Below are 23,246 nucleotides of genomic sequence, written 5' to 3'. Positions count from 1 at the left end.
CTCAGCGTGGCGCGGATGGCGTCGAGGGCGCCGATGGCGCGGCGGCGAGCGGTTTCGAGCACGGATCGAACGTCCGCGTAGAGGTGGGCGCCCCACTCGGACCGGAAGCCGTTGGTCACCTTGCGGAAGACGGCGCAGGGACGCAGCGCCCGCTCGGAGCCGTTGTTGGTCGGCGGGACGGATCGCTCCACCATGAAGGTGAACAGGGAGTGCCGGCAGCCTTCGATCGCGCGCTTCAGCGTGTCGCCTTCGGCGTGCATCGGGGTGATACGGAGCAGGCGGTCGAGCTCGGCGTCGAGCTGGTGGCGGTAGGTCCGCAGCGTGGCGTCGGCGAGGGCCGGCCGGCGGCGGCCGATCGCGCAGGCGCGCACCAGCAATCGGCGCAGACCGGGCGCGAAGGTGAGGTCGCCGGCCTCGACGGCGTACTCGGCGTCGCGCAGGAGATGAGCGAGGCAGACCTGGTTGGCGGTTCCGGCCCAGCCCATCTGAGCGCCGAACCGGTCGGAGACCCAGAAGGCGGGGCGCACCTCGCCGAGGAACGCGGCGACCACGTCCTTGCCGCGGCTGGGCCGGACCACGAAGCAGCAGTCCGCGCCGTGATGGAATGTCCAGAGCCACCAGTTCCGCTTGCCGACCCGCACGCTGGTTTCGTCGGATTCGAGCACCGCGCCGGCCAGCAGGCGGGCGCGGATCAAGCCCGCCTGGCGGGCGAAGGGGCGCCGGCTCTCGGCCAGCATGGCGACCAGCGCACCCTCGCTGATCGACAGGCCGACGAGGTCGGACATCAGCCGGGCCAGCCGCTCGAACGAGATCGCGTGGGCGACCCGCAGATAGATCACGAAGGCCCGCACGTTCGGCCCGAACGGCGAGCCCGGCGGCATGTCGGCGGGCGCCTCGGCGCGGAACGGCCGGCGGCAACACGGACACAGGCCACGATGGAGCGTCACGCGGGTGACGTCAGGCGCGATCTTCGGAAGCTCGATGTGGTCATAGGCGTGGAACGCGGTCTGCATCACGCCCGTCACGTCGGTTCCGCAGTGCTCGCAGCGCTCCGCCAGGATGTCGCGCCGGCGGGTCGGGTTCGGATGAAGGGGCCGGTGCGCCCCGGGATGCGACCGGCGCCGCCCCTTGCTCGAGGCCGGGTCCGCCGACGGCTTCCGGCCCTGCGAAGGCGGTGTGCTCGAATTGTCGGGCGTCTTCGGCGGAAGGCCGAGTTTGGCCTCGAGATCCGCAACCCGCGCCGTCAGCACCTCCACATGCCGGGTCAGCTGAGCGATCGTCTCGGCCTGCGCCAGAACCAGTTGGATCAGCGCTTCCTTGTCGAGCGACTCAAGAGCCTCGCGAGTCATCCCATCCTTGAATCAGGACCCGCAGGCTCTGTCAAAGATCGTCTCCGGACGCGCCCGCAGCGATACCCGTGAGCAATTGCCCGATCCGGAAGCGTTGACCTGCTGCCTCGGCGAACTTCCGGGTTGCTTTGAGCGCGTCGGCCTGGAGGCTGGTCCGCTGTCGCAATGGCTCTATTTCGGATTGCGCGATGCCGGCTTACCCGCGGTCTGCATCGAGACCCGGCATGCGAAGGCGGCGATCACGGCCATGAGCATGAACAAGACCGACCGCAATGATGCGCGCTCGCTCGCCCAGCTTGTCAGGTCAGGCTGGTTCAAGTCGGTGCATGTGAAGTCGGTCGAGAGCCAGGAACTGCGGACGCTGCTTGGTAGCCGCGAGTTCTTCGTCAACAAGCTGCGCGACCATGAGAACGAGATCCGCGGGTTGCTTCGCCCGTTCGGCTTGAAGGTCGGCCAAGTCTCGAGTTCCGGCTTCGCCGGGCGCATACGCGATCTGGTGACGGATCGCCCGCGACTCAAGCTCTGCATGGAGGCCCTCCTGACAGCGCGCGAGACGCTCATGAAGCAGTTGGCGGCCCTTCACGGCGAACTGCTCAGGGTCACGAAGAATGACGAGCTGTGCGTACGCTTCATGGGGATTCCGGGGGTTGGGCCTGTGACGGCTCTCGCCTTCAAGACCGCCATCGACCGACCGGATCGATTCCGCCGGTCGAGCGATGTCGGCGCCCATCTCGGCCTGGCACCAAGGCAGCATCAATCCGGTGAGGTTGATAGAAGAGGACGGATCGCCAAAAACGGCGACCGGCTTACGCGCAGCGCCCTGTTTGCCGCCGCCAACGTGATGCTCAGTCGCTCGACCCAATGGACGGCCTTGAAGCACTGGGGCGTCTCGATCGCCAGGCGGAGTTCCCTGAAGAAGGCAAAGGTGGCGGTGGCCCGCAAGCTGGCCGTGATCATGCACCGAATGTGGCGAGATGGCTCGCCCTTCCGCTGGACCGCCAAGGAGGCTTGAGCTCCCATACTCCAAGATCGAGGCGAGGCACCTAGCCAGCCTGACCGAGGTCCCGGCAGGGACGGGGGATGAGACGAAGGCCGCACGAGTGCATGGGCTGCAATGCTAGCTACGAAGCCCGCCGTTTAGCTTGGTCCGTCTCACCTTCGAAACCCATTATGCGGCGCACAGCGACCGCGGACAGAAGCGTGACCCTATGCCGGTGCGCACCACGGTTCGTGCTTGACGCCCAAGCCCCGATTACAGAAGCTCCCATACTCCAAGATCGAGGCGAGGCACCTAGCCAGCCTGACCGAGGTCCCGGCAGGGACGGGGGATGAGACGAAGGCCGCACGACAAGTCCGCCGAGTGACAGCGCAAAAGACTGGCCCGGCGCGATATCGGTCGCGCCGGACCATCTCTTCGGAGAGTTATAGGAAGGTCCACGGCATGAACGTCATTAGATCATTCCGCAATCTCGACCGGCACGGCCAACAGCGCGCGCCTGAGGTCATCGAGGAGGAGGTGCGGCAACTTGAACCGCACCTTGCGCGCTTTCGCGTGGATCTGGTCCGGCTCGAAGTCGTTGCCTCGCAGACGAGGGGCAAGAAGCGCATCAAAGTCAGCCTGCGCCTGCAACTGCCGTCGGGCGTGATCGCGGCGCGGGAAGAGGGATTCGAGATCGAGCCTGTCCTGCGCAAGGCCTTTGCCGACCTGCGCCACCAGGTCGATCGGCATGTGGCGCGCCTCAAGCACGAGCCTGAATACAAGCGTCCCGCCCGCCGGCGCCGGATCGGCGCCCCGCTGCCGCCCGCGCGGGATGCGGCGGAAGCGGACCGGCGCCAGCTCTTCTTTGACCTGATCGAGGATCATCTCGATACGATCTATGACACCGTCAGGCGCGAGTTGACCTATCTCGAATGCAGCGGATCGGTACCGGAGGGATATCTGAGCGTTCGCGGTCTCTTCGATGCGACGATCCTCAAGGGGCTGGCCCGCTTCGAGGATCGGCCTTCGGAGTTTTCCGTCGGCGACTGGCTGAAACGGCTGGCTTTTGAGACCATCGAGGAAGAATCCCGCGCCGCCCGCCGCGCCGTGCCTGAGGATGCCGCCTCCATCGAGGCGGAACCCGAGGCCCCGGCGGAGGATCCGACCGAGGCGGATCAGGCGATGTTCGAGTTCTACCAGCCCGACGAAGTGCTGATGCTGGAGGACCTCCTCGCCGACGACGGCGGCACAGACCCCGAGAGCCAAGCGGATCGGCATAAGATCGCCATGGTGCTGCACCGGGCAATCGCCGATCTTCCGTCGGTCGAACGCCGCGTTCTCTATCGGCTCCACCTCGACAACGCTACGATCGCGGAGACGGCAGACCTTTTCGGCCTGACCGAGACAGTGGTCGCCGAGATCGCAGAAAATGCGGGCGCGACACTACGCGCGAGGCTTGCCGAAGCCGGGTTGGTCAGAGATCCATCAGGCCGCGCGCCCATCGAACGGGAAATCGCTCACACGCGGCGTCTGCCTCAGCCGATCGAGGATCGCCGCCGCGTGGCCGCCGCCCTAACCGGCGAGGAGGCCGGCTCCGACACCTGACATGGAACTGAATAGGAGATCGACCAATGACCATAGCCTCTGAAAACCCGACTGATAAGATGCAGGACATGCTGTGCAGCCTGTCCCGGAATTGGTGGGCATTCGTGTTACGCGGCGTGCTCGCATTGATCATCGCAGTGCTAGCCTTCGTCATGCCTGCGGAAGCGCTTCTGGCGCTCACGCTGGTCTTCGGCGCGTTCGCCTTTGCCGACGGCGTGTTCGGCCTCGTCGCCGCGATACGTAACATCCGCAAGGGCAAACGCTGGGGCTGGCTGATGTTCAGCGGCATTCTGGGCATCGCCACGGGCGTCGTCGTGGTTGTCTCGCCTTTTGTCGCGACGCTTGTGCTTGCGACATTCCTCTGGGCCAGCATCGCATTCTGGTCCGTGTTCTCGGGTGCCCTCGAGATCGCGGCAGCGATCCGCCTGCGAAAGGAAATCAACGGCGAAATCTGGCTGATCCTGAGCGGCCTTCTCTCGGTCGTTCTCGGTGTCGTCGTGACCTGGATGCTGCTGACGCGCCCGGTCGAAAGCTTCCTCGCGCTCGGCTGGCTGATCGGCTTCTACGCCGCGGTCTTCGGGGTGATGATGATCCTCCTCGGGCTACGGCTTCGCAAGGCGGATCGTTCGGACGGTGCGGCCTTCGATGACGCTCCCCCATCGGCAAAGGCGTGAGGTGCCCTGTGGTGGATGACGGGCGACTTGCCGGCGAGGAGCACGATTTCACCCGATGGGACGAAACGATCTTCGACCGTTGCCTGAGCACCGGCTTCAATCCGTTCGGCAGCGGTCCGACGCCAATCTTCCTGCGGCACCGGGACGCAGAGGCGCCGGACGCCGATGCAAAGCCGTGCATGCCACCTGACACCGAAAATGCGAGGTGCTGATGTCGAACCGCCTGCCTGACTTGGCATTTGCTGCTGCGGCCGCTGCCTTGGGCATCGGCATCGTTTTCGTTTTTCGTTCGATGTATCTTGCCGAAGACATACTGCCTTTCGCGCAGGAGATGACGCTCATCTTCCTCGGCGCTGTCGTGACGATCATTCTGACCGCGGCGCTTCTCAATCGCCAGACCGATCTCGAGCTTCGCAAGGAAGGAAGGGTCATCATCCTCCAGCAGCAATGCGACATTTACATGGCCTGCATCGAGAAGGTCGCAGAGATCGTGGAAACCGCAAGGCACGATGCGAAGCTGATCGATGAACTGCGTGTTCTCAGCCACAAGCTGGCTGTGGTCGCGAGTGCAGGGGTCGTGTCCAGCTTCGAGCAGGTACTGGAGAGCTTGCAGTCCGGTTTTGCTGACGGCACGCTCTCGGACGGGGACGGAGAGGGCGTGATGAATGCCGTCGCCGATCTCACGATAGCGATGCGGTCGGACGTCCTGCACGCTGCTGCCTTTCCTTCGCAGAACACCGAACGCGCCGTTCGCCTGAATTCGAGGCGAATGGAAAAACTCGACGATCTCGAACGTCACCTTCTCGTATCCACCGACACCCGGGAGAACTGATATGCGCGGCCATAATCGCCCACCATTCCCGCCGAAAATTCCCGGAACCGATCTGCCATCCTGGGACGTGCCGACGGCAATCATCTACCGTCCTGCCCGTTCCGCGATGACATCGGCGCCTCGGCCCAACTACTGGGTCCTCGAGTTCGAGCCGTCCCGGCCGCCGCAGATCGAGCCGCTGATGGGATACACGTCCAGCGGCGATCCCTATCGTCCGATCCGGCTGAAGTTTCCGGATCACGACCGGCGCTGCGGCCTTCGCCTCGCCGTCGAACACGCCCGCTGCCCCATCGAGGAGCTGATTGCGCCATTGCGTGATCTGGTTCGGATGCACGTCGAACTGCTGCGCCAGCTCGACGATCGTCTTCTCGCCCCGCACGGCTGCAAGGGCCACCTTCGCCTTGAAGGCCGGCGTATGGTTCCGCCGCGGTCGTTTCGCCATGGTCTCTCCTGTCGCGGCCATCATGCCGCCTTCAGGCAGAAACTCCACTTATCCGACCTGTCCAAATTTCCCGAGCCAGCTCTTACTTGGCCTTCCAGTTATACAGCGTCGCCTCGCTGACACCGTGCTTGCGGGCCAGATCGCCCGCCTTCGCACCCGCCTCATGCTCGCGCAGAACGGCGATGATCTGCTCTTCAGTGAACCGCTTCCGCTTCATCTGTCCGTCCTTCAATCGAGGCCGGACTCTAATCTCAGATGGAGGAAAAACTCAGTGGCAGGTCACGTTCGAACAAAGCACCATCACAGTTTTCAACGCCACTCGAGACAGTGCGTCTCCATCGCGACAACCGAGCGTATAGTCGATCCCTAAACCCGGAGTGCCTATGACGGTCCGCGTGGGAACGGCTCGCGGTTCATTTGGGACGAACTCTAATCAATTTTTCGGCCCACTCATATGCTCTCTAATTGAAACCAACACGCTCTCGAATTCGGCGTCATCTCGTGTCCAAAAACGAGCGATTGCGTACAGGGGTAAAACTCCCTGTCCACAAATTATCTTGACATGATTTCGAACAAATAAGATATTTCGGACAGCCTATTCGGACGAAATTGACCTCATGCCACGCACCTTTGCCTATGTCCGCGTCTCCACGATCGGGCAGACCACCGAAAACCAGATTCAGGAAATCGAGGCCGCCGGCTTTCACGTCGAGCCGCGACGGATCGTCACCGAGACGGTTTCCGGCAGCACGGCCATTGTGCAGCGCCGTGGCTTTTCCCGGCTCATGGACAAGCTGGAGTCCGGGGACATTCTCATCGTGACCAAGCTCGACCGCCTCGGCCGTGATGCGATCGATGTCAGCACCACCGTCAGGACGCTGGCCGAAATGGGCGTAAGGGTCTATTGCCTCGCGCTCGGCGGGGCCGATCTCACCAGTTCGGCCGGTACTATGACCATGAACGTGCTCAACGCCGTCGCCCAGTTCGAAAGGGATCTGCTGATCGAGCGGACGCAATCCGGCCTCAAGCGCGCCAAGTCGGAAGGCAAGGCCCTCGGCCGTCCTTCGACGCTGAGCGATAAACAGAAGCAAGATGTGCGCGGCGATCTCACGACGGGGATGAGCGTTTCGGCGATCGCACGGAAGTTCGCGACCAGCAGGCAGACCATTATGCGGGTTCGCGACGAAGGTTCACGGTCCGTTCGACCTTAGCGTGTCTGGGGGAACAAAGCTTGTTCCGACCCCAAGACGCAGGGCTGCGCGCTGCCCAGGACAGCACCGCCTTGACGTTAGGTCATGTTGACAAATGGCGGACCCATAGGCGGATCGAGGTTATGTCGATGAAGGCCAGGAAGCTTTCTGCGGTTTTGTCGTAGCGAGTGGCGACGCGGCGGGCGTTCTTGAGCTTGTTGAAGCAGCGTTCGACGAGGTTGCGTCGCCGATAGAGGGTGCGATCCACGGCAACCCGCAGCTTGCGGGATTTGCGCATCGGGATGATCGGGACGACATTGCGCGCCTCCATGGTTTTGCGAACATTGTCAGAGCCATAGCCGCGATCCGCTAGCAGAACGGCGGGCTCTGGCAGGTTGTCGCCCATGACCAGATCGAAGCCCAGGTAGTCCGATGTGTGGCCCGGTGTGATGTCCGATCTCATGGGGAGGCCCGCGCCGTTGACGCGGAGGTGGATCTTGGTCGTGAAGCCACCTCGCGAACGGCCGAAAGCTTGTCGCGGAGTCCCCCTTTAGCGCCCGCTGCCTGATGATGGGCGCGGACGACGGTGCTGTCGATCATCTGCAGGGTGGCTGGGACCAGCCCGCTCTCGTTCAACGCATCCATGATCTGCTCCCACAGCCCTGCCAGGGTCCAGCGCCGGAACTGACGGTAGACGGATGACCACTTGCCGAACTCCTCGGGCAAGTCACGCCAGGGCGACCCTGTTCGCGCTATCCAGAAAATCCCATCCAGAACAAGACGATGGTTCAGGGGTTTGCGTCCGTTCGGGGCGCGGGCGGCAAGGATGAAGCGTTCATGAAACGCCCACTCCTCGTCCGACATCAGGTCTCGTGCCAAGCTGGTCTCCATCGCAGATACCAGCTTGAATCACGTTCAGACCGCCATGTGAATCCATTTTGTCAACACGACCTAGTCCCGGGCGACATCGTCTTGATCGATGCTGGAGATCGTGTGCCTGCGGATCTGCGGCTATTGCGGGCCCGGAATCTGAAGATTGATGAATCCGCTCTGACTGGGGAATCGATTACGGTCGAAAAAAATGAGAAGCCCGTCAGCGAGCATGCGGCATTGGGAGACCGACGATGCATGGCTTATGCCGGTACGTTCGTCGTTGCGGGCCAAGGGCAGGGAATAGTGATTGCAACGGGTCTTGAAACGGAGATCGGGCACATCAGCTCGATGTTGCGAGCGGTCGAGACGCTCACTACCCCGTTGATCCGCCAGATCGATCATTTCGCTCGCTATCTTACCCTCGCGATCCTTGGCGTTTCATCCATCATGTTTATACTAGCAGTCTGGCTTAGATCATATCCATGGGTCGATGCGTTTATGATCGTGGTCGGCCTTGCGGTCGCTGCGATTCCGGAGGGACTTCCGGCGGTGATGACCATCACTCTTGCGATCGGCGTGCAAAGAATGGCCCAGCGTCATGCCATCGTCCGTCTGCTGCCTGCCGTCGAAACGCTTGGGTCGGTTTCCATCATCTGCTCAGACAAGACTGGAACTCTCACCAAAAATGAAATGACCGTGCGGACAGTCGTTACAAAGGCCGGCTTCACCGAAGTTACTGGAACCGGGTATGACCCACGCGGAGCATTCCGGCAAGGCGATCGCGAAGTCGACGGCGTGGCGGATCCGGCTCTTAGAGAATTGGCATTGGCGGCATTGCTTTGCAATAACGCGGTGTTGCGCCGCACGGAAACTGGCTGGGCCGTCGATGGCGATCCGATGGAAGGCGCGCTCGTGTCGTTTGCGATCAAGGCAGGATACGACGCCGAGACGACGCGGCGTCAATTTCCTAGGACCGACGAAATTCCATTTGATTCTCGATATCGTTATATGGCGACGCTGCATCATGGCCACGACAACGGATTTGTGGCTTATGTGAAGGGCGCGCCTGAACAAGTGATTGCCATGTGCTCCAGCCAATACACATCGCAGGGACCAGAGCAAATCGACTTGGCACACTGGAACCGGATGGTTGACGTACTAGGCGCGAATGGCCAGCGCGTGCTGGCGCTGGCGAAGAAGCCGATGCCGCACAGCGCTCATGACCTCACATTTCGGGAGGTCGAACGGGATCTGGTCCTCATCGGTTTGGCCGGACTGATTGACCCGCCACGTGAGGAGGCCATTACCGCTGTCGCAGAGTGCGCAACCGCCGGTATTCGGGTCAAGATGATCACCGGAGACCATGCTGCGACCGCTACAGCCGTTGCGCGCCAACTCGGTCTGGAACGGCCAAACTCCGTCATCACTGGGGATCGGCTGGATTCCCTGGATGATGAGGCACTCCGTCTAGCGGTCAAAGGGACGACTGTTTTCGCGCGCGCGACCCCCGAGCACAAATTGCGTTTGGTGGAGACGCTTCAGGCGGACGGCGCGATCGTTGCCATGACTGGAGATGGCGTCAACGACGCCCCGGCGCTCAAGCGAGCGGATGTGGGGATTGCCATGGGCCGCAAGGGTACCGAGGCAGCGAAGGAGGCGGCTGAAGTAGTGCTGGCCGACGATAATTTTGCCACGATCGTCGCCGCAGTCCGCGAAGGCCGCACGGTTCATGACAACTTGACCAAAGTAATCGGCTGGACTTTGCCCACGAACGCCGGTGAAGCCATGACGATCATCGTGGCGATCCTGATTGGTTTGACGCTACCTCTAACTCCAGTCCAAATTTTGTGGATCAACATGGTAACCGCGGTCGGACTCGGATTAACGCTCGCATTCGAGCCCCCGGAGCCGGACATAATGCAACGACCACCACGTGCACCGGACGCGCCAATCTTGACCGGACTGTTGCTGTGGAGGGTTATTTTCGTGTCGTTGTTATTTGCGGCAGGGGCGTTCGGCATGTTCTTCTGGGCTGAAAAAGGGACATGATTAGAAGTGCTGCCGAAGCCAGTCGCTTCCGATGAAGATGCGGGAGTGATAGCACTAACGTGCCGAGCCGTTCGTAGCAAGAACCAGTATGGCAGAATGAGTCGGCAACAGGCTCTTTCGCAGATGGTGACTGGAAGTGGTCATCCTTTTGAGTGACGCCCGATGACGAAGCTCAAAATCCCGCATGGCGCCTTTGTCTTCGTTGGCGACGGCCGCAAAGCTCTATTTTTACGGAATGACGGCGATGAGCACTATCTGGACTTGAAGACCGAGCGCGTATTTGTCGACGACAATCCCCCAGCACATGAGCAGGGTAGCGATCGACCTGGGCGCGTTTTCAAGCGTGCTCGGACAAATTTGCGCAGCGCTGTGGCGCAGACCGACTGGCACGAACTAGAAGAGCATCGCTTTGCCAAACGAGTGGCGACGGCCATGGAAAACTTGGTACGCGACCGTAACGCACGAGCGCTTGTGGTTGTTGCCCCGCCGCGAACGTTGGCAGACGTGCGCGAGGCGCTCAATCCTGCCATTAAAAAACGCATCATCGCGGAAATCGGAAAGGATCTGACCAAATATCCGATCTATGAGATCGAGAAACACTTACACCATTTCGTTGACTGAAGTCCGATGCTTGGTTCTGTGGACTTGCGGCTTGTCATAAAGCTGCCTTCTGAGGCCATGAGCAAACTTGATCATGCGTGTGTCGATTGACTGACGGGGTTCGGATAGCCAAGGGCATCAACGGAACCGAATGGCTAGACCACCGAGTGCCCAGAAAGTTCGTCGTTGCAGACCGGTGAGTCGGGTTACAATGGGTAACTCTCCCGCGCTTGCCCCAATGTCTCGATATCCAGGCTGCTCCTGATGAGAACGCGGCATGTCGACATACAGGCTTGAAAAGCTCTTGAATCCTGGGTCGATCGCGGTTGTCGGAGGAAGCCTGCGAGAAAAATCGCTTGGACGAGCGGTACTTCGAAATTTACGCACAGCTGGCTTTACCGGGTCAATCAGCCTGGTCAATTCACGATATCCTGCAATCGATGGCAACATATCTGTAAAGGCGCTTGCCGATCTCACCTCACCGCCAGATTTGGTTGTCATTTGCGTTCCTCCGGTCAGTGTACCGTCGGTCGTTGCGGAAGCAGGAGCCCGAGGTGCTGCCGCAGCTATCATTATCACCGCGGGACTCGGTCATGGCTCCGGCTCGCTTGCGGACGTATGCGAGCGCTCGGCCCGCGCGGCGGGACTAAGGCTGGTCGGCCCGAATTGCCTTGGCGTGCTGGCTCCCGGAGCGAGACTCAATGCAAGTTTTGCATCGCGCATGCCGCTGGCCGGAGACCTTGCAGTCGTCTCGCAGTCCGGCGCCATTGCGGCTGGTATGGTCGAGTGGGCTTCTCAGCGCACAGTCGGCTTCTCCGCGATCATCTCTATCGGCGATCAACTCGACGTCGACTTTGGAGACTTGCTTGATTTTTTTTGCTTTCGATCGTGCAACGCGTGCCGTTCTCCTTTATGTGGAGTCCGTCAAGGATGCGCGCAAATTCATGTCGGCCGCACGCGCAGCAGCTCGTACCAAGCCTGTGGTTGTTGTGAAGTCCGGACGTCATGCTGCGGCCGCAAAAGCAGCGGCGACGCACACCGGCGCTATGGCCGGCTCGGACGCTGTATATGATGCTGCTTTCCGGCGAGCGGGTCTGTTACGTGTGCTTGACCTTGGTGAATTGTTCGATGCGGCAGAGACATTGAGTCGAGTCAAGACAGTCGCTGGAAAGCGGCTTGCGATCTTAACCAATGGTGGCGGCGCAGGTGTGTTGGCAATCGATCGCCTGCTGGATTTCGGCGGTGTTGCAGCCGAACTCTCGGAGGAGGTCCGCGCGCGTCTTGATACAGTCCTGCCCATTACTTGTTCGAAGTTAAATCCTGTTGATATCATCGGCGATGCCGATGCTGTTCGTTACGAAACGGCATTGGAAATCCTCGCCTCCGACTCCGCAAATGATGCCGTTCTGGTCATAAATGTGCCGACGGCGCTTGCCTCGGCAACGGACACTGCCAATGCGATTGTGAGATTCAACGAAAAGCAACAGAAAAAAGACGGTCTGCCGAAACCACTCTTTTCGGTCTGGCTTGGCGCTGGCAGAGACGTATCCGAAATCTTTGACCGCGCAAGGATACCACACTACCCGACCGAAACCGACGCCGTTCGTGGGTTCATGCACCTGGTCCACCATAGCGAGGCTGCAACGGCGCTCATGGAGGCTCCGCCAAGTCTTCCGGAGACTTTCGCCCCGGACACGTCGACCGCTCGCCGCGTCGTCATGGCCGCCATTTCCGAAACACGGGATTGGCTCGATCCGCTGGAGGTTGTCGAGCTATTCAATGCCTATGCTATTCCAATCGCTCCGACGGCATTCGCCGCTACGCCTGAACAGGCCGAAAAAGCCTGCGCCCCCTTCCTGACTGATGGTAATAAAGTCGCGGTCAAGATCGTTTCTCGCGATATTACGCACAAATCGGATGTGGGCGGGGTGCGGCTCAACCTTTCTAGCCCAATGGAGGTGCGAAGAGCAACCGAAGAAATGTTTGTGAAAGTCAAAGCCGCAAGGCCACAAGCACGAATAACCGGGGTCAGCCTTCATCCCATGATCGTGCGACCGGCCGCCCGCGAACTCATAGCCGGAATCGCAGATGATGAGACCTTCGGTCCCGTAGTTCTATTTGGCCAAGGAGGCACTGCGGTTGAGGCGATCAACGACAAAGCGTTGGCGCTCCCACCGCTGGATTTAAAGCTGGCGCATGAACTCATTGAACGAACGCACGTTTCACGTCTGTTGCGCGCCCATCGCAATGTTCCACAAGTCAACGTAAACGAGGTCGCCCTGGTATTGGTCAAGCTCGCGCAGCTTGTCACGGACGTGCCCGAAATCCGTGAGCTCGATATCAACCCCCTGCTCGCGGACGACACAGGGGTCCTCGCTCTTGATGGCCGAGTAGTTGTGGGGAAAGTAGTTCCGAAAGTTACCGGGCGTGGCCACCCTCGTCTCACTATCCGGCCATATCCGAAAGAGTGGGAAAGGCATGTTTCTATTGATGAAGATTGGCGTCTGTTCATTCGCCCGGTCCGCCCAGAGGATGAACATCTGGTTCGCGCGTTCTTCGAGCGCGTATCACCAGAAGATTTACGGCTGCGTTTTTTTACTCCAGTCAAAGAGTTTAGTCGTATCTTCATCGCGCGCCTCACCCAACTCGACTACGCGAGAGCGATCGCATTCATTGCCATCGACGAAGCCAGCCACGAAATGATTGGCGGCGTTCGCCTTCATGCCGATGCAGACTATGATGTTGGAGAATATGCCATTCTTCTTCGCTCCGACGTCAAGGAACGCGGGCTTGGCAGGACGCTTATGAACTTGATTATCGAATATGCTCAAGCCGAGGGTATCAAAAACATCAAGGGCCAGATCCTACGTGAAGATGGGACGATGCTACGTATGTGCCGAGAGCTTGGCTTTAACATCGTCGATGATTCCGAGGATCCGGGAATTTGCACCGCCGTGCTATCGCTTTCGGATAAGAAAAAGCTTCCGTGAACTCAATGATCGTTGTTTGTCGGCTAACGGTCAATGGAAACTCGGTGTGCTTTGTCTGTGCTGCTGTCGCAAAAGCCCGGACAGAACCAAGAGTGCCACAGCAAAAGCCAGTGCGTAACCGATCAACCAGCGACTGACCACATCCGCCGTGCTATCCGGCAAAGGACCTACGACGCCCAGCAGCAAACCCCAGACAATCGACACCAGCCCCGCCAATGCGAGTAGTCCCTGGACGTGGGTCTTCGACGTGCGCCGCGCAGCGGCGAGCAACAATGAACCGGTCGCGACAGCCCAGATACTGGCCAGCCGGACAAAGGCTGTCGCAGCGATGGCAGGCCATACGAGAATGGCGCTTGCGAAAAATAGATTGAGCGCGCCTTCAAAGATCAAGGTCCGCCATGCCTCACCATGCTTCATCTTGAGCAATCCAGCAGCGATCGCGGCTGCACCATCAGCCGCAACATAAATTGCAAAGAACACAACGAGGGTGGCGAATGTATGCGTGGGACCCCAAAAGAGGCTGATTGCAAGCCCAGCAGCAAGCACTGCGCGAATCGCAATCGCCCACCAATTGCGAGCCAGCCCAGCACCGCTCAAAGCGGAATGAACATCTGAAACGTCTTGGCCATTGGTGCTATCAGATGAAGTCATCATTATGGATCACAAAGATCACACGGGTCGCGCCAACGACGCTATTTCCGTTTGAACTTTCTCACATGATCGTTTATTTCGAGGCAAGTCAGTAGAGACGTGTAGGTCGCGCCTACATCGCCTAAAGTCGCCAAGCGCGTGCAGTGGGCGCGATCAGCCGGATCAAATTCCTTCCATTTATGTATGATTGTTTCATATGCCTCTCGCTCCCTGCGTATGCAACTATCGAAGACTAAAAGTGGCGCGGCAAGTTCCGCAATTGTTCGACAGTGCTGCTCGACTTTCAGATGCGGAGCACCCTCTGAAACGAACAAGACGGATGCGGCAACGACAAGCCTGATCAAGTGGCCATCCATTAAAGTTATAATAGTCGAGTAAGCCATATGGCGAGGGTGAATGGCCTGCAGGATCGCCGTCGTTCGAGAGCTATTCTGCTCACGCCTCGGTGGCAAACATTGACAACGGTCAATGATCGTTAACCCGTCACGCAAGTGCCTAAAATCTAGGTGCATACATTGACGATCGTCAATGCGATGTTGATCCAGTGTTGTAGACTTGAAAGCTATCCGAAAGCAGCGGAAGCAAAAATGATATCTCTATTTTGTGCGGACTCAACGATCAAACGCGACGTCGAGGATGAGATCAAGTGGGATTTGTCGATTGGCGATTCCAGTCATATTGCCGTCGCCGTCAAGGATGGTGTGGTGATCCTCCCTGGCTCCACAAAGAACTACATGGTTTCCTGCTCCAGGGGTTAGTAGCGTTGAGAACAAGATTGTCGTGTCGCTTTAGAGTTAGTCAAATTCGAACGCGCAAGGTCGAGATAGTAATGCGCGCTCAAACTTTTGCGAATTGAATGCGCTCGCTGTCTGTGCTGTCATTTAGGACACGGTCAGCGAACTGCACCCGAGGCTGCCTTGCACGTCACTTTGGGAGTCCTGGGGCGAAGGTGAAGATCGCCGGCGGATAGCGGGGGCCCTGGTTTATTCAAAAGGTCCCTGGCGAGTTGGCACTACTGCGCGCAGGGCGGTAACAGGAGCCGAGCGATTCGCGATGGTGTCATCACCTGACCGTAAGGCGCGAGCAGGAATGGACGACGCGATTTCCAGCCTCGGAAACGGGCTCATTTCCGCCATTGCTGGATCGAAGATTAACCTGCATGCAATATTGCAGTCGATTGTGGTGTTGGAGCAGCGAAGCTTCCATCGGGCTGCAAGCATAATCGGGCCTGACCAGTCGGTAGTCAGCCGCAGAGTCCGTAAACTTGAGGACGAATTAGGTGTCTCGTTGTTTGAGCGGCATCGTGCGGGTGTTCGCCCGACAGCAGCTGGCAAGGAATTTATTTTCAAGGCGAAGGCGGCTTTATGCGATCTCGACTATGCGGTGAAGTCGGCACGAAGCGCCGGAAGTGGATCCACGGGCTTCCTTAGAGTTGGCTTTCTCTGCTCGCTCGCGTCCGGCTTTCTCCGGAAATTGCTGATAGAGTTTGGCCAAGGCCATAGTGCCGTTACCGTTGACGTGGCGTATGGAGGATCCCGCGATCACATTTGTCAGATACGCGATCGCAGTATGGATATAGCTTTCTTCACAGGAGTTCCTGAGCTCCCAGATTGTGATGTTGAGTTGCTCTGGCACGAGCGCGTTTACTGTGCGCTGCCGGAAGAACATCGGCTTTCTTCGCTCAATGCAGTTCAATGGCCGGATCTTCAAGCAGAAAGCTTTATAGTCAGTCGAGACGAGCCTGGTCCCGAAATCCACGAATACCTCATCCGCCGGCTCGCAACACTCGGCTTTCATCCGCGAGTAAGACGCTTGTCCGTCTGTCGTGAGAGTCTATTCCACCTAGTGTCGATGGGCTTTGGGGTGACGCTGACGAGCGAATCGGCCGTTGCAACTCCATTCCATGGCGTCCGATTCAAACCCGTAGACGGCGATGGAGATCTCCTACCGACGGTGGGCGTCTGGCTTCCCGGCAATGACAATCCGGCACTCCGGCGCTTCGTAGGCCTCGCTCGAGCGATGAAGAACGCGCAGACGTCTGGTCGGAATCCCAACTGAAACGTACGCATCCGGCGTAGGTCGCAGGCTGATTGGATCATTCCCGTTGCCAGCGCGTGAGCAGCTTGGGGTTTTCTTTGTAGAACCTGACGAGCTCGATCAGGTTTTCGATGCCAAAGTCGGTGAACGCCTGAACACCATCTTCGCCGACGCCATAGACCCAGATCAGGCCGTCCTCGATCTCCATTTCGATGGCAATGTCGCGCAGCCAGTCTTCGTCTTCACCGAGGTCCTTTGCGACCTGGGTGATGGTGGTGACGTGATGAACCTTGTTGACGTGCGTGGTCATGCCGCTCGAGCGGAGAACGCTGATGCCGGCGTCCAATTCCAGGGCAGAAGCTCGTCCAGCCGGTGAGCTGGGTGGGCGGCGATGCGGGCAAGGATATCCGTGAGCCAGGCCTGTGGATCGACGCCATTCATTTTGGCCGTGATGATCAAGCTATACATGGAAGCCGCGCGCCGTCCGCCGCGATCAGAGCCGCAGAACAACCAGGATTTTCGTCCAAGGGCGATGCCTCGCAAGCCTCTTTCGGCGGCATTGTTCGAGAGACAGACTCGGCCGTCCTCCAGGAACCGCGTGAAGCTCGCCCACCGCTTCAGGATGTAGTTGAACGTCTTGGCCAGGTCGTGCCCACGGGACAGCTTGGCGAGCTGCTCCCGCATATAGACCTGCAGGTCCTCGACCAGGGGCCGGCTCAGCGTCTGTCGCATCTCCAGACGCTCTTCGGGGCTCCTGCCATTGATGGAGCGCTCGATCTCGAACAGCGCATCGATCCGCCGCACGACCTCGACGGCGATGGGCGAGAGCGGGATCTCTTTCTTGCCGGTGGCCTTGCGACGCGCATTCTCTTCTATATCAGCCATGGCGAAGAATGGGCGCCGCGCATGGACCCAACACGCCGCTTCCCGGATCGGTCCAGGGTGGCGTCCCGCCAGATAGAGCTGGTTGTACCCGTCATAGGCGTCGGCCTGCAGGATGCCGGCATACCCGACCAGATGCGCCTGGGGATGCTCGCCCCTACGGTCGCGGGAGTAGCAGAACATCGCCGCCGGCGGCCCGGCGCCGCCAAACGGCCGATCGTCTCGGACGTAGATCCAGCACCGTGCCGTATCGGTCTTGCCCTTGGCCAGCACCGGCACCGTCGTATCATCGGCATGCAGGCGCTCGGCCGCCATGACATGGGCTTCGACCAGGCGCAGCAGGAGATCCAGCGACGCACTGACCGATCCCACCGCGTCCGCCATGGTCGACAGCGCGATCGGCACGCCTTCCAGGGGGTAGCGCTCAGCCTGGCGGTTTAAGGGCTGATGTTGGCCGAACTTCTCGAACATGATCATGGCCAACAGGCTCGGGCCGGCCCATCCCCGTGCGACGGCATGGAATGGCGCCGGGGCCTGGCTGATCTTCTCGCAGTCGCGGCAGGAGAACTTCTCCCGCACCGTCTCGATCACCTTCCGCTGGCGTGGTACCACTTCCAGTGTCCTCGTCACGTCCTCGCTGAGCTTGCGCAGACGATTGCCGCCACAGCACTCGCAAGCCGTCGGCGGTTCGATCACCACTCGTTCGCGCGGTAAATGCTCAGGGAACGTCTGGCGTTCGCCGCGCTGGCGCGTAAATCCGCGCACCGTCGTCGCCTTGGCCACAGCGCGCTCCGCCGCCAGCTCGTCTTCAGTGGCGTCACTTTCCAACTTGACGTGCTCCCCTGAATTCCGGCCAGGGATACCCGCAGCTTGCGGCCGGTTGCCAGCTGGTCGTGCACGAAGTCCATGGCCCAGGTCTCGTTCGATCGTGTGGCCGGTCGGCGGTCGTCCCGCAGTTTGGCCTTCACGCGACGCTTGGGCGTTTTGTTGAGCAATTGTAGGCCTAACTCGCGGTAGATGCGCCGGGTTTTGTTCTGACCATGACACCAACCCCCTCGTCGCAGCAGCACGTGAACACGCCGATAGCCATAGCGCACGCGCGTCTGGTGACGTTGCCCCCAACTTCTATCCAGGGTGACGTAGACTCTGACGGTTGGTTTTACCCATCTGGGCGGGGTGAGCGACGGGGGCTGGCGTGGAGCTGGCCATTGAGCGCAGCGCCAGATCCCGTCGCGGGTTGAAGGTGTCGGCGTATTCGGCAGGTGTTAGCCAGCCGAGCCGCGAGTGGGGTCGGTTGAGATTGTAGTCGGCTCGCCACGACGCCACCGTCGCCCGCACGTGCGAGAGCGAGGGGAACAGCGTTTCGTTGAGCAGTTCGTCGCGTAGCCGGCCGTTGAAGCTTTCGATGAAGGCGTTCTGGATCGGCTTGCCCGGGGCGATGTAATGCCAATCGATCCGCATGCGGTCGGCGAAGCTCAGGATGGCGTTCGAGGTAAACTCGGTGCCGTTGTCGCTGACGATCATTGCCGGCTTCCCGCGCCTGGCGATGAGCGCCTCGAGTTCGCGCGCCACCCGCAGTCCAGACAGCGAAGTGTCGGCAACCAGGGCAAGGCATTCCCGCGTGCAATCGTCTACCACCGTCAGCACCCTGAAGCGCCGGCAGTCGGTCATCTGGTCGGAGACGAAGTCAAGCGACCAGCGCTGGTTCGGCGCCATCGGGATCAGCATCGGTGCCCGCGTGCCCATGGCCCGCTTGCGGCCGCCTCGGCGACGCACAGTCAGCTTCTCCTCGCGATAGATCCGGAACAATCGCTTGTGATTGACCACATGTCCCTCGCGTCGGAGCAGAACGTGCAGCCGTCGATAGCCGAACCGTCGCCGCTCATGGGCAATGGCCTTCATCCGCTCGCGCAGCAAACCATCATCGATCCTGGTGGCGTGGTAACGCATTGTCATCCGACAGCACCCCAGCACCTGGCACGCCCGCCGCTCGCTCATCCCATAGACAGTCTGGAGATGGGCGACAGCATCCCGCTTGGCAGCGGGCGCTACCATTTTTTTCCCAGGAGGTCCTTCAACGCCGAGTTGTCCAGCATCGCATCGGCCAGAAGCTTCTTCAGCCGGGCGTTCTCGTCCTCGAGTGCCTTCAGCCGCTTCGCCTCGCTGATGTCCATGCCGCCATACTTGGCCTTCCACTTATAAATGCTGGCGTTGCTCACACCATGCTTGCGGCACAGATCGGCGACCGGAACCCCGGCCTCCTGCTCCTTCAATATCCCGATGATCTGCTCTTCGGTGAACCTGTTGCGCTTCATCTCTGGTCCTTGTCGTGGGGCCAGAGCTTACTTCAAACTGGATTAAGCCGAGGGGGCAACGTCACCTGGCTGATCCCGGCCTTGCGGCAGATGTCCGCGACCGGCATTCCGTCAGCCCCTTGCTTCAGAATGAACGCCTTCTGGGCGTCCGGAAACTTCGAAGCCTTCATCGCTCTGCGATCCTCCCAGCCGGGGAATCGGCGCCGAAGACTCTAACCAAAAACGATCCAATTTTGCGGCCTCAGAGCACAGGCATTTCAAGTGTCGCGCTGCCGACGCGCTTTGGCGAACCCGCGATCTGTCGCCATGAATCGCCGGATCATGTGAGGAATAAGTTTCACGGGATCGGACACGGGCTTGCTCGTCTCTCGTCCCAAGACCTCGGCATAGGCGATCAGTTCGCGGTGCACTTCTGCCGGAAGATCGAAGGACACCCTGACAGGCTTGTCGTCTTCGAGAGCGGCGAGCTTAAGCTTTGTCATCGCTATCCTCGATACGGTTCGAGCACGAGATCGCGGGTGACGATCACGCGGACCGGAAAGCCGGGCCGGATGGTCAGCGTCGGCGCCACGTTGAGTTGCCGGCGGATGATTTCCTGACCGGCATCGTTGATCGTATCCTGGCCGCCGTTGCGGACGGCGCGCAGAAGGCGGTCGTCATCGTCGATTGCCAGTTCGGCGCCCACGCTGAGAAGCGTGGAGAGGCCGGCGGCCTTGGCGAGGTCCCACCAGTGATAGTCGACTCCATCCTCGAGGCCCGCATATCCTGCCGCGTCCGCACCCGGCTGGCGCTCAAGCACGATCGAGCGGCCGTTGGGGAAGATCAGGCGATTCCACACCAGCAGCACACGACGCTGGCCGAACTGCACCGCATTATCGTACTGGCCGATGATCCGTGTGCCTTGCGGCACGAGGAGGAGTCGGCCCGTCGGGCTGTCATAGATGTTCTCGGTCACCTGCGCCGTGATCTGTCCGGGGAGGTCGGAGCGAATGCCGGTGATCAATGCGGCGGGGATTACCGCTCCTGCTTGCAGGACGTAGGGTGAGGCCGGTGCCATGACGCGATCCGGAGCGACGGTGCGGCGATCGGCGGCGGCATTGAGGAAGGAGAGCTGCCGCTCCTGCGCGCGCTCTTGCGCCGTCGGCATGTTGAACTGGCCGGGAAGCCCGAGGCCGGTCAGGTTCGCGGTGGTGACGGTGCCGCCTGGCGCCGTGGAAGCCGCCACCGTCCGTGGCTGCGTCTGGAAGAAGACGCGGCTCGTGCGTGCCGCTTCCTCTTCGGCGAGCCGGCGCTGCTCGGCCGCATCAACGGTCGGCTGGATGGATGGCGGGATGACCGGCTGTCCACGATCCTGAGCGTTGAGGATGGGTCGGCCAAGGTCGCCCGGCAGCGGCGGTCCGAGGCGCGGGCCGGTGTAGTCGCGCGGCAGCCCAGCAAGCCCGTCGGCGGTCGGACGGTTGGTCGTGGAATAGAGCTCCTCGTTGCGGGGGCCGGCATCGCGGGTTTGCAGGGCGTAGATCAGGGCGCCGCCGAGGCCGATCGATGCGATGAGGCCGATCCCTGCCAGCGCCTTGCGCGACAGGCGGGTGACGCGGGGCGGATCGCCGCGCAGCCGCATGGGGGCTGCGGTATCGCTCGCTCCCTCCGTTCCGAAATTGCGATCTTCGGTGTCGCTCATGAGGACGGCCTCCCGTCGCTGCGGGAGATCCTGACCGTTTGCTGACGGTCACCGCTGCCGAGGCGAAGCTCGGCGGCGCCGAAGAGGCGATCGACGATCAGGATGTTCTGGTAGATGCGGCTGTTGGCGATCTGGAGCTCGCCCTCCGAGCCGATGACGAAGAGCGGCGGCATCTCGCCCTGGACGATGCCGCGCGGAAACTCGACATAAACCCGCCGTCCGTCGTCGTAGACAGCAGTCGGCCGCCATGGCGGATTGTCGCCGCTCAGGGCATAGCGATAGTTGCGCGCGGCGGTGGCGGGAATGACCGGCATCGCCGGCATGGCCTGACGCTGCGAAGCGGGCGGCTGCGGATAGGCCCACGCCACCGCCGGCATGTATGGGTTGGCGCCGGCGCGCAGCTCGAGCATGTAGATGCGGCGATCCGTGGTGATAACGAGGTTGGTCGTGATGTCGGGTCGCGTCGGCTTCACCAGCACGTGGACACGGCGCGTAACCCCCGATCCGCTCTCGGTGTCGCCGATGATCCAGCGCGCGGTGTCGCCGGCGGCGATCGGGCCGGCGCCGGTCAGGCTTTCGCCGTGCTCGAGCGCGATGTCGGTGATCTGCCCCGGCGCGGTATAGACCTGATAGAGCGCGCCCTCCGACCACGGATAAATCTGGATGGCGTTATAGTAGCCCTCGCGGCGCGGCTCGACGCGGGCGGCGGCATTGGCATTCGCCACGCGCGCCGCCGGCGAATTGGCGGCGGCCCCGCCATGGCTGGGTGTCCAGGCGGGCGGAGTGTGCAGCGGACGTGGCCGCTCGTCGGTGAGTGCGGCCGGAACTGGCGGCAGCGGCGGGACATCGGAGTCGTAGCTGATCTGCGGCGGCCTTTGCGTGGCGCATGCGCTGAGGAGTGTGGCCGACAGAAGCGCGGCCGGGATTGCGGATTTACGGAAAGCCGCATTTGCGGCGCGGACGTTCGTTCGGCTCATTGCCCCAGCTCCCGCGACCAGTTGATCGCATTGACGTAGATGCCGAGCGGATTGGCGCGGAGCCGCTCGGCGTCACGCGGCGGCTGCACGACGATGGTGAGGATCGCGGTCCAGCGCTCGGTCGATGCGAGCTGGCCGTTCTCGTAGCGCCGCTCGGTCCAGGCCACGCGGAAGCTGTCGGGCGAGGCCCGGATGACGCTCGAGACGTCCACCGCGACCTGCTGCTTGCCGACCTTGGTGAAGGGATCGCTGGCGCGCGCGTAGTCGTTCAAGGCGGCGGCGCCGCGGTCGGTAGTGAAGTCGTAGGCGCGAAGCCAGTTCTGCCGGACGACGATCGGATCGGCCGGGATGGAGCGGACCTGCTCGATGAAGCGCGCAAGATGGAAGGCGACCTGCGGATCGGTCGGGCGATAGTCGGCAACCGCGGGTGCGACCGCTTGCGCCTGGCCGAGATTATCGACCTGCACCACCCAGGGCACGACGGTGCCGCGCGCCGACTGCCAGACAAGCGCGGCGGCGAATCCAGCGGACAGGAACAGGCAGCCGAACGCCATGAGGCGCCAGTTCCTCGCCTGCACGCGCGCCGAGCCGATGCGCTCGTCCCAGACCTGCGCGGCGCGCTGGTAGGGTGTTTCCGGTTCTGGAGTCTTTCCGTAGTGCGTGGAAGGTCGCTTGAACATCATCGATCTCACTGGGAGAGGTTGACGGAGGCGCCGCCGCCATGGCTGTCGCCGCTGCGGATCGCGTGCGCGGCGGCCATGACGCCGTGATGGAGCTGCTGCGACCGCTTCATGCGGCGGGCCCAAGCCGGGGGACCTTCCGCCGCAGGGCTCGTGGATGCAGCCGAGTCACCGCCGCCGATCGTGCCCATTGTGGAAGCGCCGCCGGTCACCTCGAAAGCGGACTGGGCGCCTCGCGCGTAGCTGGAGCGCATGCTGTCGGCCGCGCGCGAGACCGCGCGACGAAGCGGCGAGACGGCTGCGCCCCCCGCCGCACGCGCGACGCCGCCGAGGCCGGAGGCAACGCCGGCCGCGCCGGATTGACCGGCCGCCCCCAGGCTGTAAGCGGTCGCCGCGCCGCCCGCCAGGGTCGCGCCTCCGCGCGCTGCCGCGGCGGTGCCCGA

General features: G+C 61.4%; 19 protein-coding genes and 7 pseudogenes. 11 read left to right on the top strand and 15 right to left on the bottom strand.

The window, feature by feature from the left end; all coding sequences use genetic code 11:
• Window positions 1-1,349 (bottom strand): IS66 family transposase (gene tnpC, locus CCR97_RS00550; RefSeq protein WP_111360667.1); only part of this gene is annotated, 1,349 nt, incomplete at its 3' end.
• Window positions 1,350-1,356: 7 nt separating this feature from the next.
• Between tnpC (CCR97_RS00550) and CCR97_RS00545 the strand changes: the two genes are divergently transcribed.
• From CCR97_RS00545 to CCR97_RS32480, 5 genes and pseudogenes are all read left to right on the top strand, one after another.
• The gene (locus CCR97_RS00545; RefSeq protein WP_201159212.1) at window positions 1,357-2,361 is read left to right on the top strand and encodes an IS110 family RNA-guided transposase; all 1,005 of its coding nucleotides are present in this window, start codon (window positions 1,357-1,359) and stop codon (window positions 2,359-2,361) included.
• Window positions 2,362-2,790: 429 nt separating this feature from the next.
• The gene (locus tag CCR97_RS00540) at window positions 2,791-3,933 is read left to right on the top strand and encodes a flagellar biosynthesis protein FliA (protein WP_111356649.1); all 1,143 of its coding nucleotides are present in this window, start codon (window positions 2,791-2,793) and stop codon (window positions 3,931-3,933) included.
• 59 nt (window positions 3,934-3,992) lie between these two features.
• Entirely contained in the window at window positions 3,993-4,607 is a 615-nt protein-coding gene (locus tag CCR97_RS00535; RefSeq protein ID WP_274611475.1) for an HdeD family acid-resistance protein, read from the top strand.
• A 211-nt stretch (window positions 4,608-4,818) separates the two neighbouring features.
• On the top strand, window positions 4,819-5,439 hold the full coding sequence (locus tag CCR97_RS00530; protein ID WP_037094075.1) for a hypothetical protein: 621 nt from the start codon (window positions 4,819-4,821) through the stop codon (window positions 5,437-5,439).
• 1 nt (window position 5,440) lies between these two features.
• Window positions 5,441-5,623 (top strand): annotated as a pseudogene (locus CCR97_RS32480) (ETC complex I subunit); the annotation flags it as partial.
• A gap of 60 nt (window positions 5,624-5,683) precedes the next feature.
• On the opposite strand, the pseudogene CCR97_RS00520 reads toward CCR97_RS32480, so the two are convergent.
• Both CCR97_RS00520 and CCR97_RS00515 read right to left on the bottom strand, forming a co-directional pair.
• Window positions 5,684-5,881, bottom strand: a pseudogene (locus CCR97_RS00520) (transposase); the annotation flags it as partial.
• Window positions 5,882-5,966: 85 nt separating this feature from the next.
• Window positions 5,967-6,098, bottom strand: a pseudogene (locus CCR97_RS00515) (transposase); the annotation flags it as partial.
• 400 nt (window positions 6,099-6,498) lie between these two features.
• On the opposite strand from CCR97_RS00515, the gene CCR97_RS00510 reads away from it, so the two are divergent.
• On the top strand, window positions 6,499-7,092 hold the full coding sequence (locus CCR97_RS00510; RefSeq protein ID WP_003603269.1) for a recombinase family protein: 594 nt from the start codon (window positions 6,499-6,501) through the stop codon (window positions 7,090-7,092).
• A gap of 82 nt (window positions 7,093-7,174) precedes the next feature.
• On the opposite strand, the gene CCR97_RS00505 is transcribed toward CCR97_RS00510, so the two are convergent.
• A protein-coding gene (locus CCR97_RS00505; RefSeq protein ID WP_111356648.1) for an IS5 family transposase occupies window positions 7,175-7,962 on the bottom strand; the annotation gives its coding sequence in 2 pieces (ribosomal slippage) (window positions 7,175-7,623 and window positions 7,623-7,962; 789 coding nt in all).
• Here CCR97_RS00505 and CCR97_RS00500 point away from each other — a divergent pair.
• The 3 genes and pseudogenes from CCR97_RS00500 to CCR97_RS00490 all read left to right on the top strand — a co-directional run bounded on the left by CCR97_RS00500 (window position 7,855) and on the right by CCR97_RS00490 (window position 13,583).
• The gene (locus CCR97_RS00500; protein ID WP_111356650.1) at window positions 7,855-9,993 is read left to right on the top strand and encodes an HAD-IC family P-type ATPase; all 2,139 of its coding nucleotides are present in this window, start codon (window positions 7,855-7,857) and stop codon (window positions 9,991-9,993) included. The two genes, CCR97_RS00505 and CCR97_RS00500, sit on opposite strands and share 108 nt — an antisense overlap.
• Before the next feature lie 162 nt (window positions 9,994-10,155).
• Window positions 10,156-10,614 carry a host attachment protein gene (locus CCR97_RS00495; RefSeq protein ID WP_041751142.1) on the top strand — a complete coding sequence of 153 codons (459 nt, stop codon included), beginning with the start codon at window positions 10,156-10,158 and terminating at the stop codon, window positions 10,612-10,614.
• Between the two features lie 256 nt (window positions 10,615-10,870).
• Window positions 10,871-13,583 (top strand): annotated as a pseudogene (locus tag CCR97_RS00490) (bifunctional acetate--CoA ligase family protein/GNAT family N-acetyltransferase).
• Between the two features lie 30 nt (window positions 13,584-13,613).
• Here CCR97_RS00490 and CCR97_RS00485 read toward each other — a convergent pair.
• A complete protein-coding gene (locus tag CCR97_RS00485; RefSeq protein WP_111356647.1) occupies window positions 13,614-14,237 on the bottom strand; it encodes an HdeD family acid-resistance protein in 624 nt (207 codons plus the stop codon).
• A gap of 512 nt (window positions 14,238-14,749) precedes the next feature.
• Between CCR97_RS00485 and CCR97_RS00480 the strand changes: the two genes are divergently transcribed.
• Together CCR97_RS00480 and CCR97_RS00475 are read left to right on the top strand one after the other, a co-directional pair.
• Window positions 14,750-14,992 (top strand): BON domain-containing protein, encoded by a 243-nt coding sequence (locus tag CCR97_RS00480; protein WP_201159211.1) that lies wholly within the window; start codon window positions 14,750-14,752, stop codon window positions 14,990-14,992.
• A 331-nt stretch (window positions 14,993-15,323) separates the two neighbouring features.
• Window positions 15,324-16,292, top strand: coding sequence for a LysR family transcriptional regulator (locus tag CCR97_RS00475; protein WP_170145772.1), 969 nt, complete (start codon window positions 15,324-15,326; stop codon window positions 16,290-16,292).
• 37 nt (window positions 16,293-16,329) lie between these two features.
• Here CCR97_RS00475 and CCR97_RS00470 read toward each other — a convergent pair whose 3' ends face one another.
• From CCR97_RS00470 to CCR97_RS00430, 10 genes and pseudogenes are all read right to left on the bottom strand, one after another.
• A complete protein-coding gene (locus CCR97_RS00470; protein WP_041751139.1) occupies window positions 16,330-16,581 on the bottom strand; it encodes a hypothetical protein in 252 nt (83 codons plus the stop codon).
• Window positions 16,578-17,984, bottom strand: a pseudogene (gene tnpC, locus CCR97_RS00465) (IS66 family transposase); the annotation flags it as partial. The pseudogene tnpC (CCR97_RS00465) and the gene CCR97_RS00470, both read right to left, overlap by 4 nt.
• A gap of 29 nt (window positions 17,985-18,013) precedes the next feature.
• A pseudogene (locus CCR97_RS32475) lies at window positions 18,014-18,259 on the bottom strand (IS3 family transposase); the annotation flags it as partial.
• A gap of 19 nt (window positions 18,260-18,278) precedes the next feature.
• Window positions 18,279-19,468, bottom strand: a protein-coding gene (locus tag CCR97_RS00460) for an IS3 family transposase (protein WP_111356645.1) whose coding sequence is annotated in 2 segments (ribosomal slippage) — window positions 18,279-19,210 and window positions 19,210-19,468 — 1,191 coding nt in all. Because the reading frame shifts where the segments join, the coding sequence is not laid out codon by codon here.
• Between the two features lie 32 nt (window positions 19,469-19,500).
• Window positions 19,501-19,638, bottom strand: coding sequence for a transposase (locus tag CCR97_RS00455; RefSeq protein WP_420826045.1), 138 nt, complete (start codon window positions 19,636-19,638; stop codon window positions 19,501-19,503).
• 87 nt (window positions 19,639-19,725) lie between these two features.
• The gene (locus CCR97_RS00450) at window positions 19,726-19,950 is read right to left on the bottom strand and encodes a DUF2274 domain-containing protein (RefSeq protein WP_201159209.1); all 225 of its coding nucleotides are present in this window, start codon (window positions 19,948-19,950) and stop codon (window positions 19,726-19,728) included.
• 2 nt (window positions 19,951-19,952) lie between these two features.
• On the bottom strand, window positions 19,953-21,146 hold the full coding sequence (locus tag CCR97_RS00445; protein ID WP_111359770.1) for a TraB/TrbI/VirB10 family type IV secretion system protein: 1,194 nt from the start codon (window positions 21,144-21,146) through the stop codon (window positions 19,953-19,955).
• Window positions 21,143-22,123 (bottom strand): P-type conjugative transfer protein TrbG, encoded by a 981-nt coding sequence (gene trbG, locus CCR97_RS00440; RefSeq protein WP_111359771.1) that lies wholly within the window; start codon window positions 22,121-22,123, stop codon window positions 21,143-21,145. The genes CCR97_RS00445 and trbG overlap by 4 nt, the downstream gene beginning before the upstream one ends.
• Window positions 22,120-22,803 carry a conjugal transfer protein TrbF gene (gene trbF / locus CCR97_RS00435; protein ID WP_111359772.1) on the bottom strand — a complete coding sequence of 228 codons (684 nt, stop codon included), beginning with the start codon at window positions 22,801-22,803 and terminating at the stop codon, window positions 22,120-22,122. The genes trbG and trbF overlap by 4 nt, the downstream gene beginning before the upstream one ends.
• 8 nt (window positions 22,804-22,811) lie before the next feature.
• Window positions 22,812-23,246 (bottom strand): annotated as a pseudogene (locus CCR97_RS00430) (P-type conjugative transfer protein TrbL); the annotation flags it as partial.

Origin of the sequence: Rhodoplanes elegans, from assembly GCF_016653355.1 — a bacterium.
GTDB classification, from domain to species: Bacteria; Pseudomonadota; Alphaproteobacteria; order Rhizobiales; family Xanthobacteraceae; genus Rhodoplanes; species Rhodoplanes elegans.
This window is presented reverse-complemented; position numbering and strand designations above follow the sequence as displayed.

Bases quoted from the DNA above. Each gene is read 5' to 3' on its own strand.
- CCR97_RS00540 (WP_111356649.1), top strand. From the start codon at position 2,791: ATGAACGTCATTAGATCATTCCGCAATCTCGACCGGCACGGCCAACAG.
- CCR97_RS00535 (WP_274611475.1), top strand. From the start codon at position 3,993: ATGCAGGACATGCTGTGCAGCCTGTCCCGGAATTGGTGGGCATTCGTG.
- CCR97_RS00530 (WP_037094075.1), top strand. From the start codon at position 4,819: ATGTCGAACCGCCTGCCTGACTTGGCATTTGCTGCTGCGGCCGCTGCC.
- CCR97_RS00510 (WP_003603269.1), top strand. From the start codon at position 6,499: ATGCCACGCACCTTTGCCTATGTCCGCGTCTCCACGATCGGGCAGACC.
- CCR97_RS00500 (WP_111356650.1), top strand. From the start codon at position 7,855: ATGGTTCAGGGGTTTGCGTCCGTTCGGGGCGCGGGCGGCAAGGATGAA.
- CCR97_RS00495 (WP_041751142.1), top strand. From the start codon at position 10,156: ATGACGAAGCTCAAAATCCCGCATGGCGCCTTTGTCTTCGTTGGCGAC.
- CCR97_RS00485 (WP_111356647.1), bottom strand. From the start codon at position 14,237: ATGATGACTTCATCTGATAGCACCAATGGCCAAGACGTTTCAGATGTT.
- CCR97_RS00475 (WP_170145772.1), top strand. From the start codon at position 15,324: ATGGACGACGCGATTTCCAGCCTCGGAAACGGGCTCATTTCCGCCATT.
- CCR97_RS00470 (WP_041751139.1), bottom strand. From the start codon at position 16,581: ATGACCACGCACGTCAACAAGGTTCATCACGTCACCACCATCACCCAG.
- CCR97_RS00455 (WP_420826045.1), bottom strand. From the start codon at position 19,638: ATGAAGGCTTCGAAGTTTCCGGACGCCCAGAAGGCGTTCATTCTGAAG.
- CCR97_RS00450 (WP_201159209.1), bottom strand. From the start codon at position 19,950: ATGACAAAGCTTAAGCTCGCCGCTCTCGAAGACGACAAGCCTGTCAGG.
- CCR97_RS00445 (WP_111359770.1), bottom strand. From the start codon at position 21,146: ATGAGCGACACCGAAGATCGCAATTTCGGAACGGAGGGAGCGAGCGAT.
- trbG (WP_111359771.1), bottom strand. From the start codon at position 22,123: ATGAGCCGAACGAACGTCCGCGCCGCAAATGCGGCTTTCCGTAAATCC.
- trbF (WP_111359772.1), bottom strand. From the start codon at position 22,803: ATGTTCAAGCGACCTTCCACGCACTACGGAAAGACTCCAGAACCGGAA.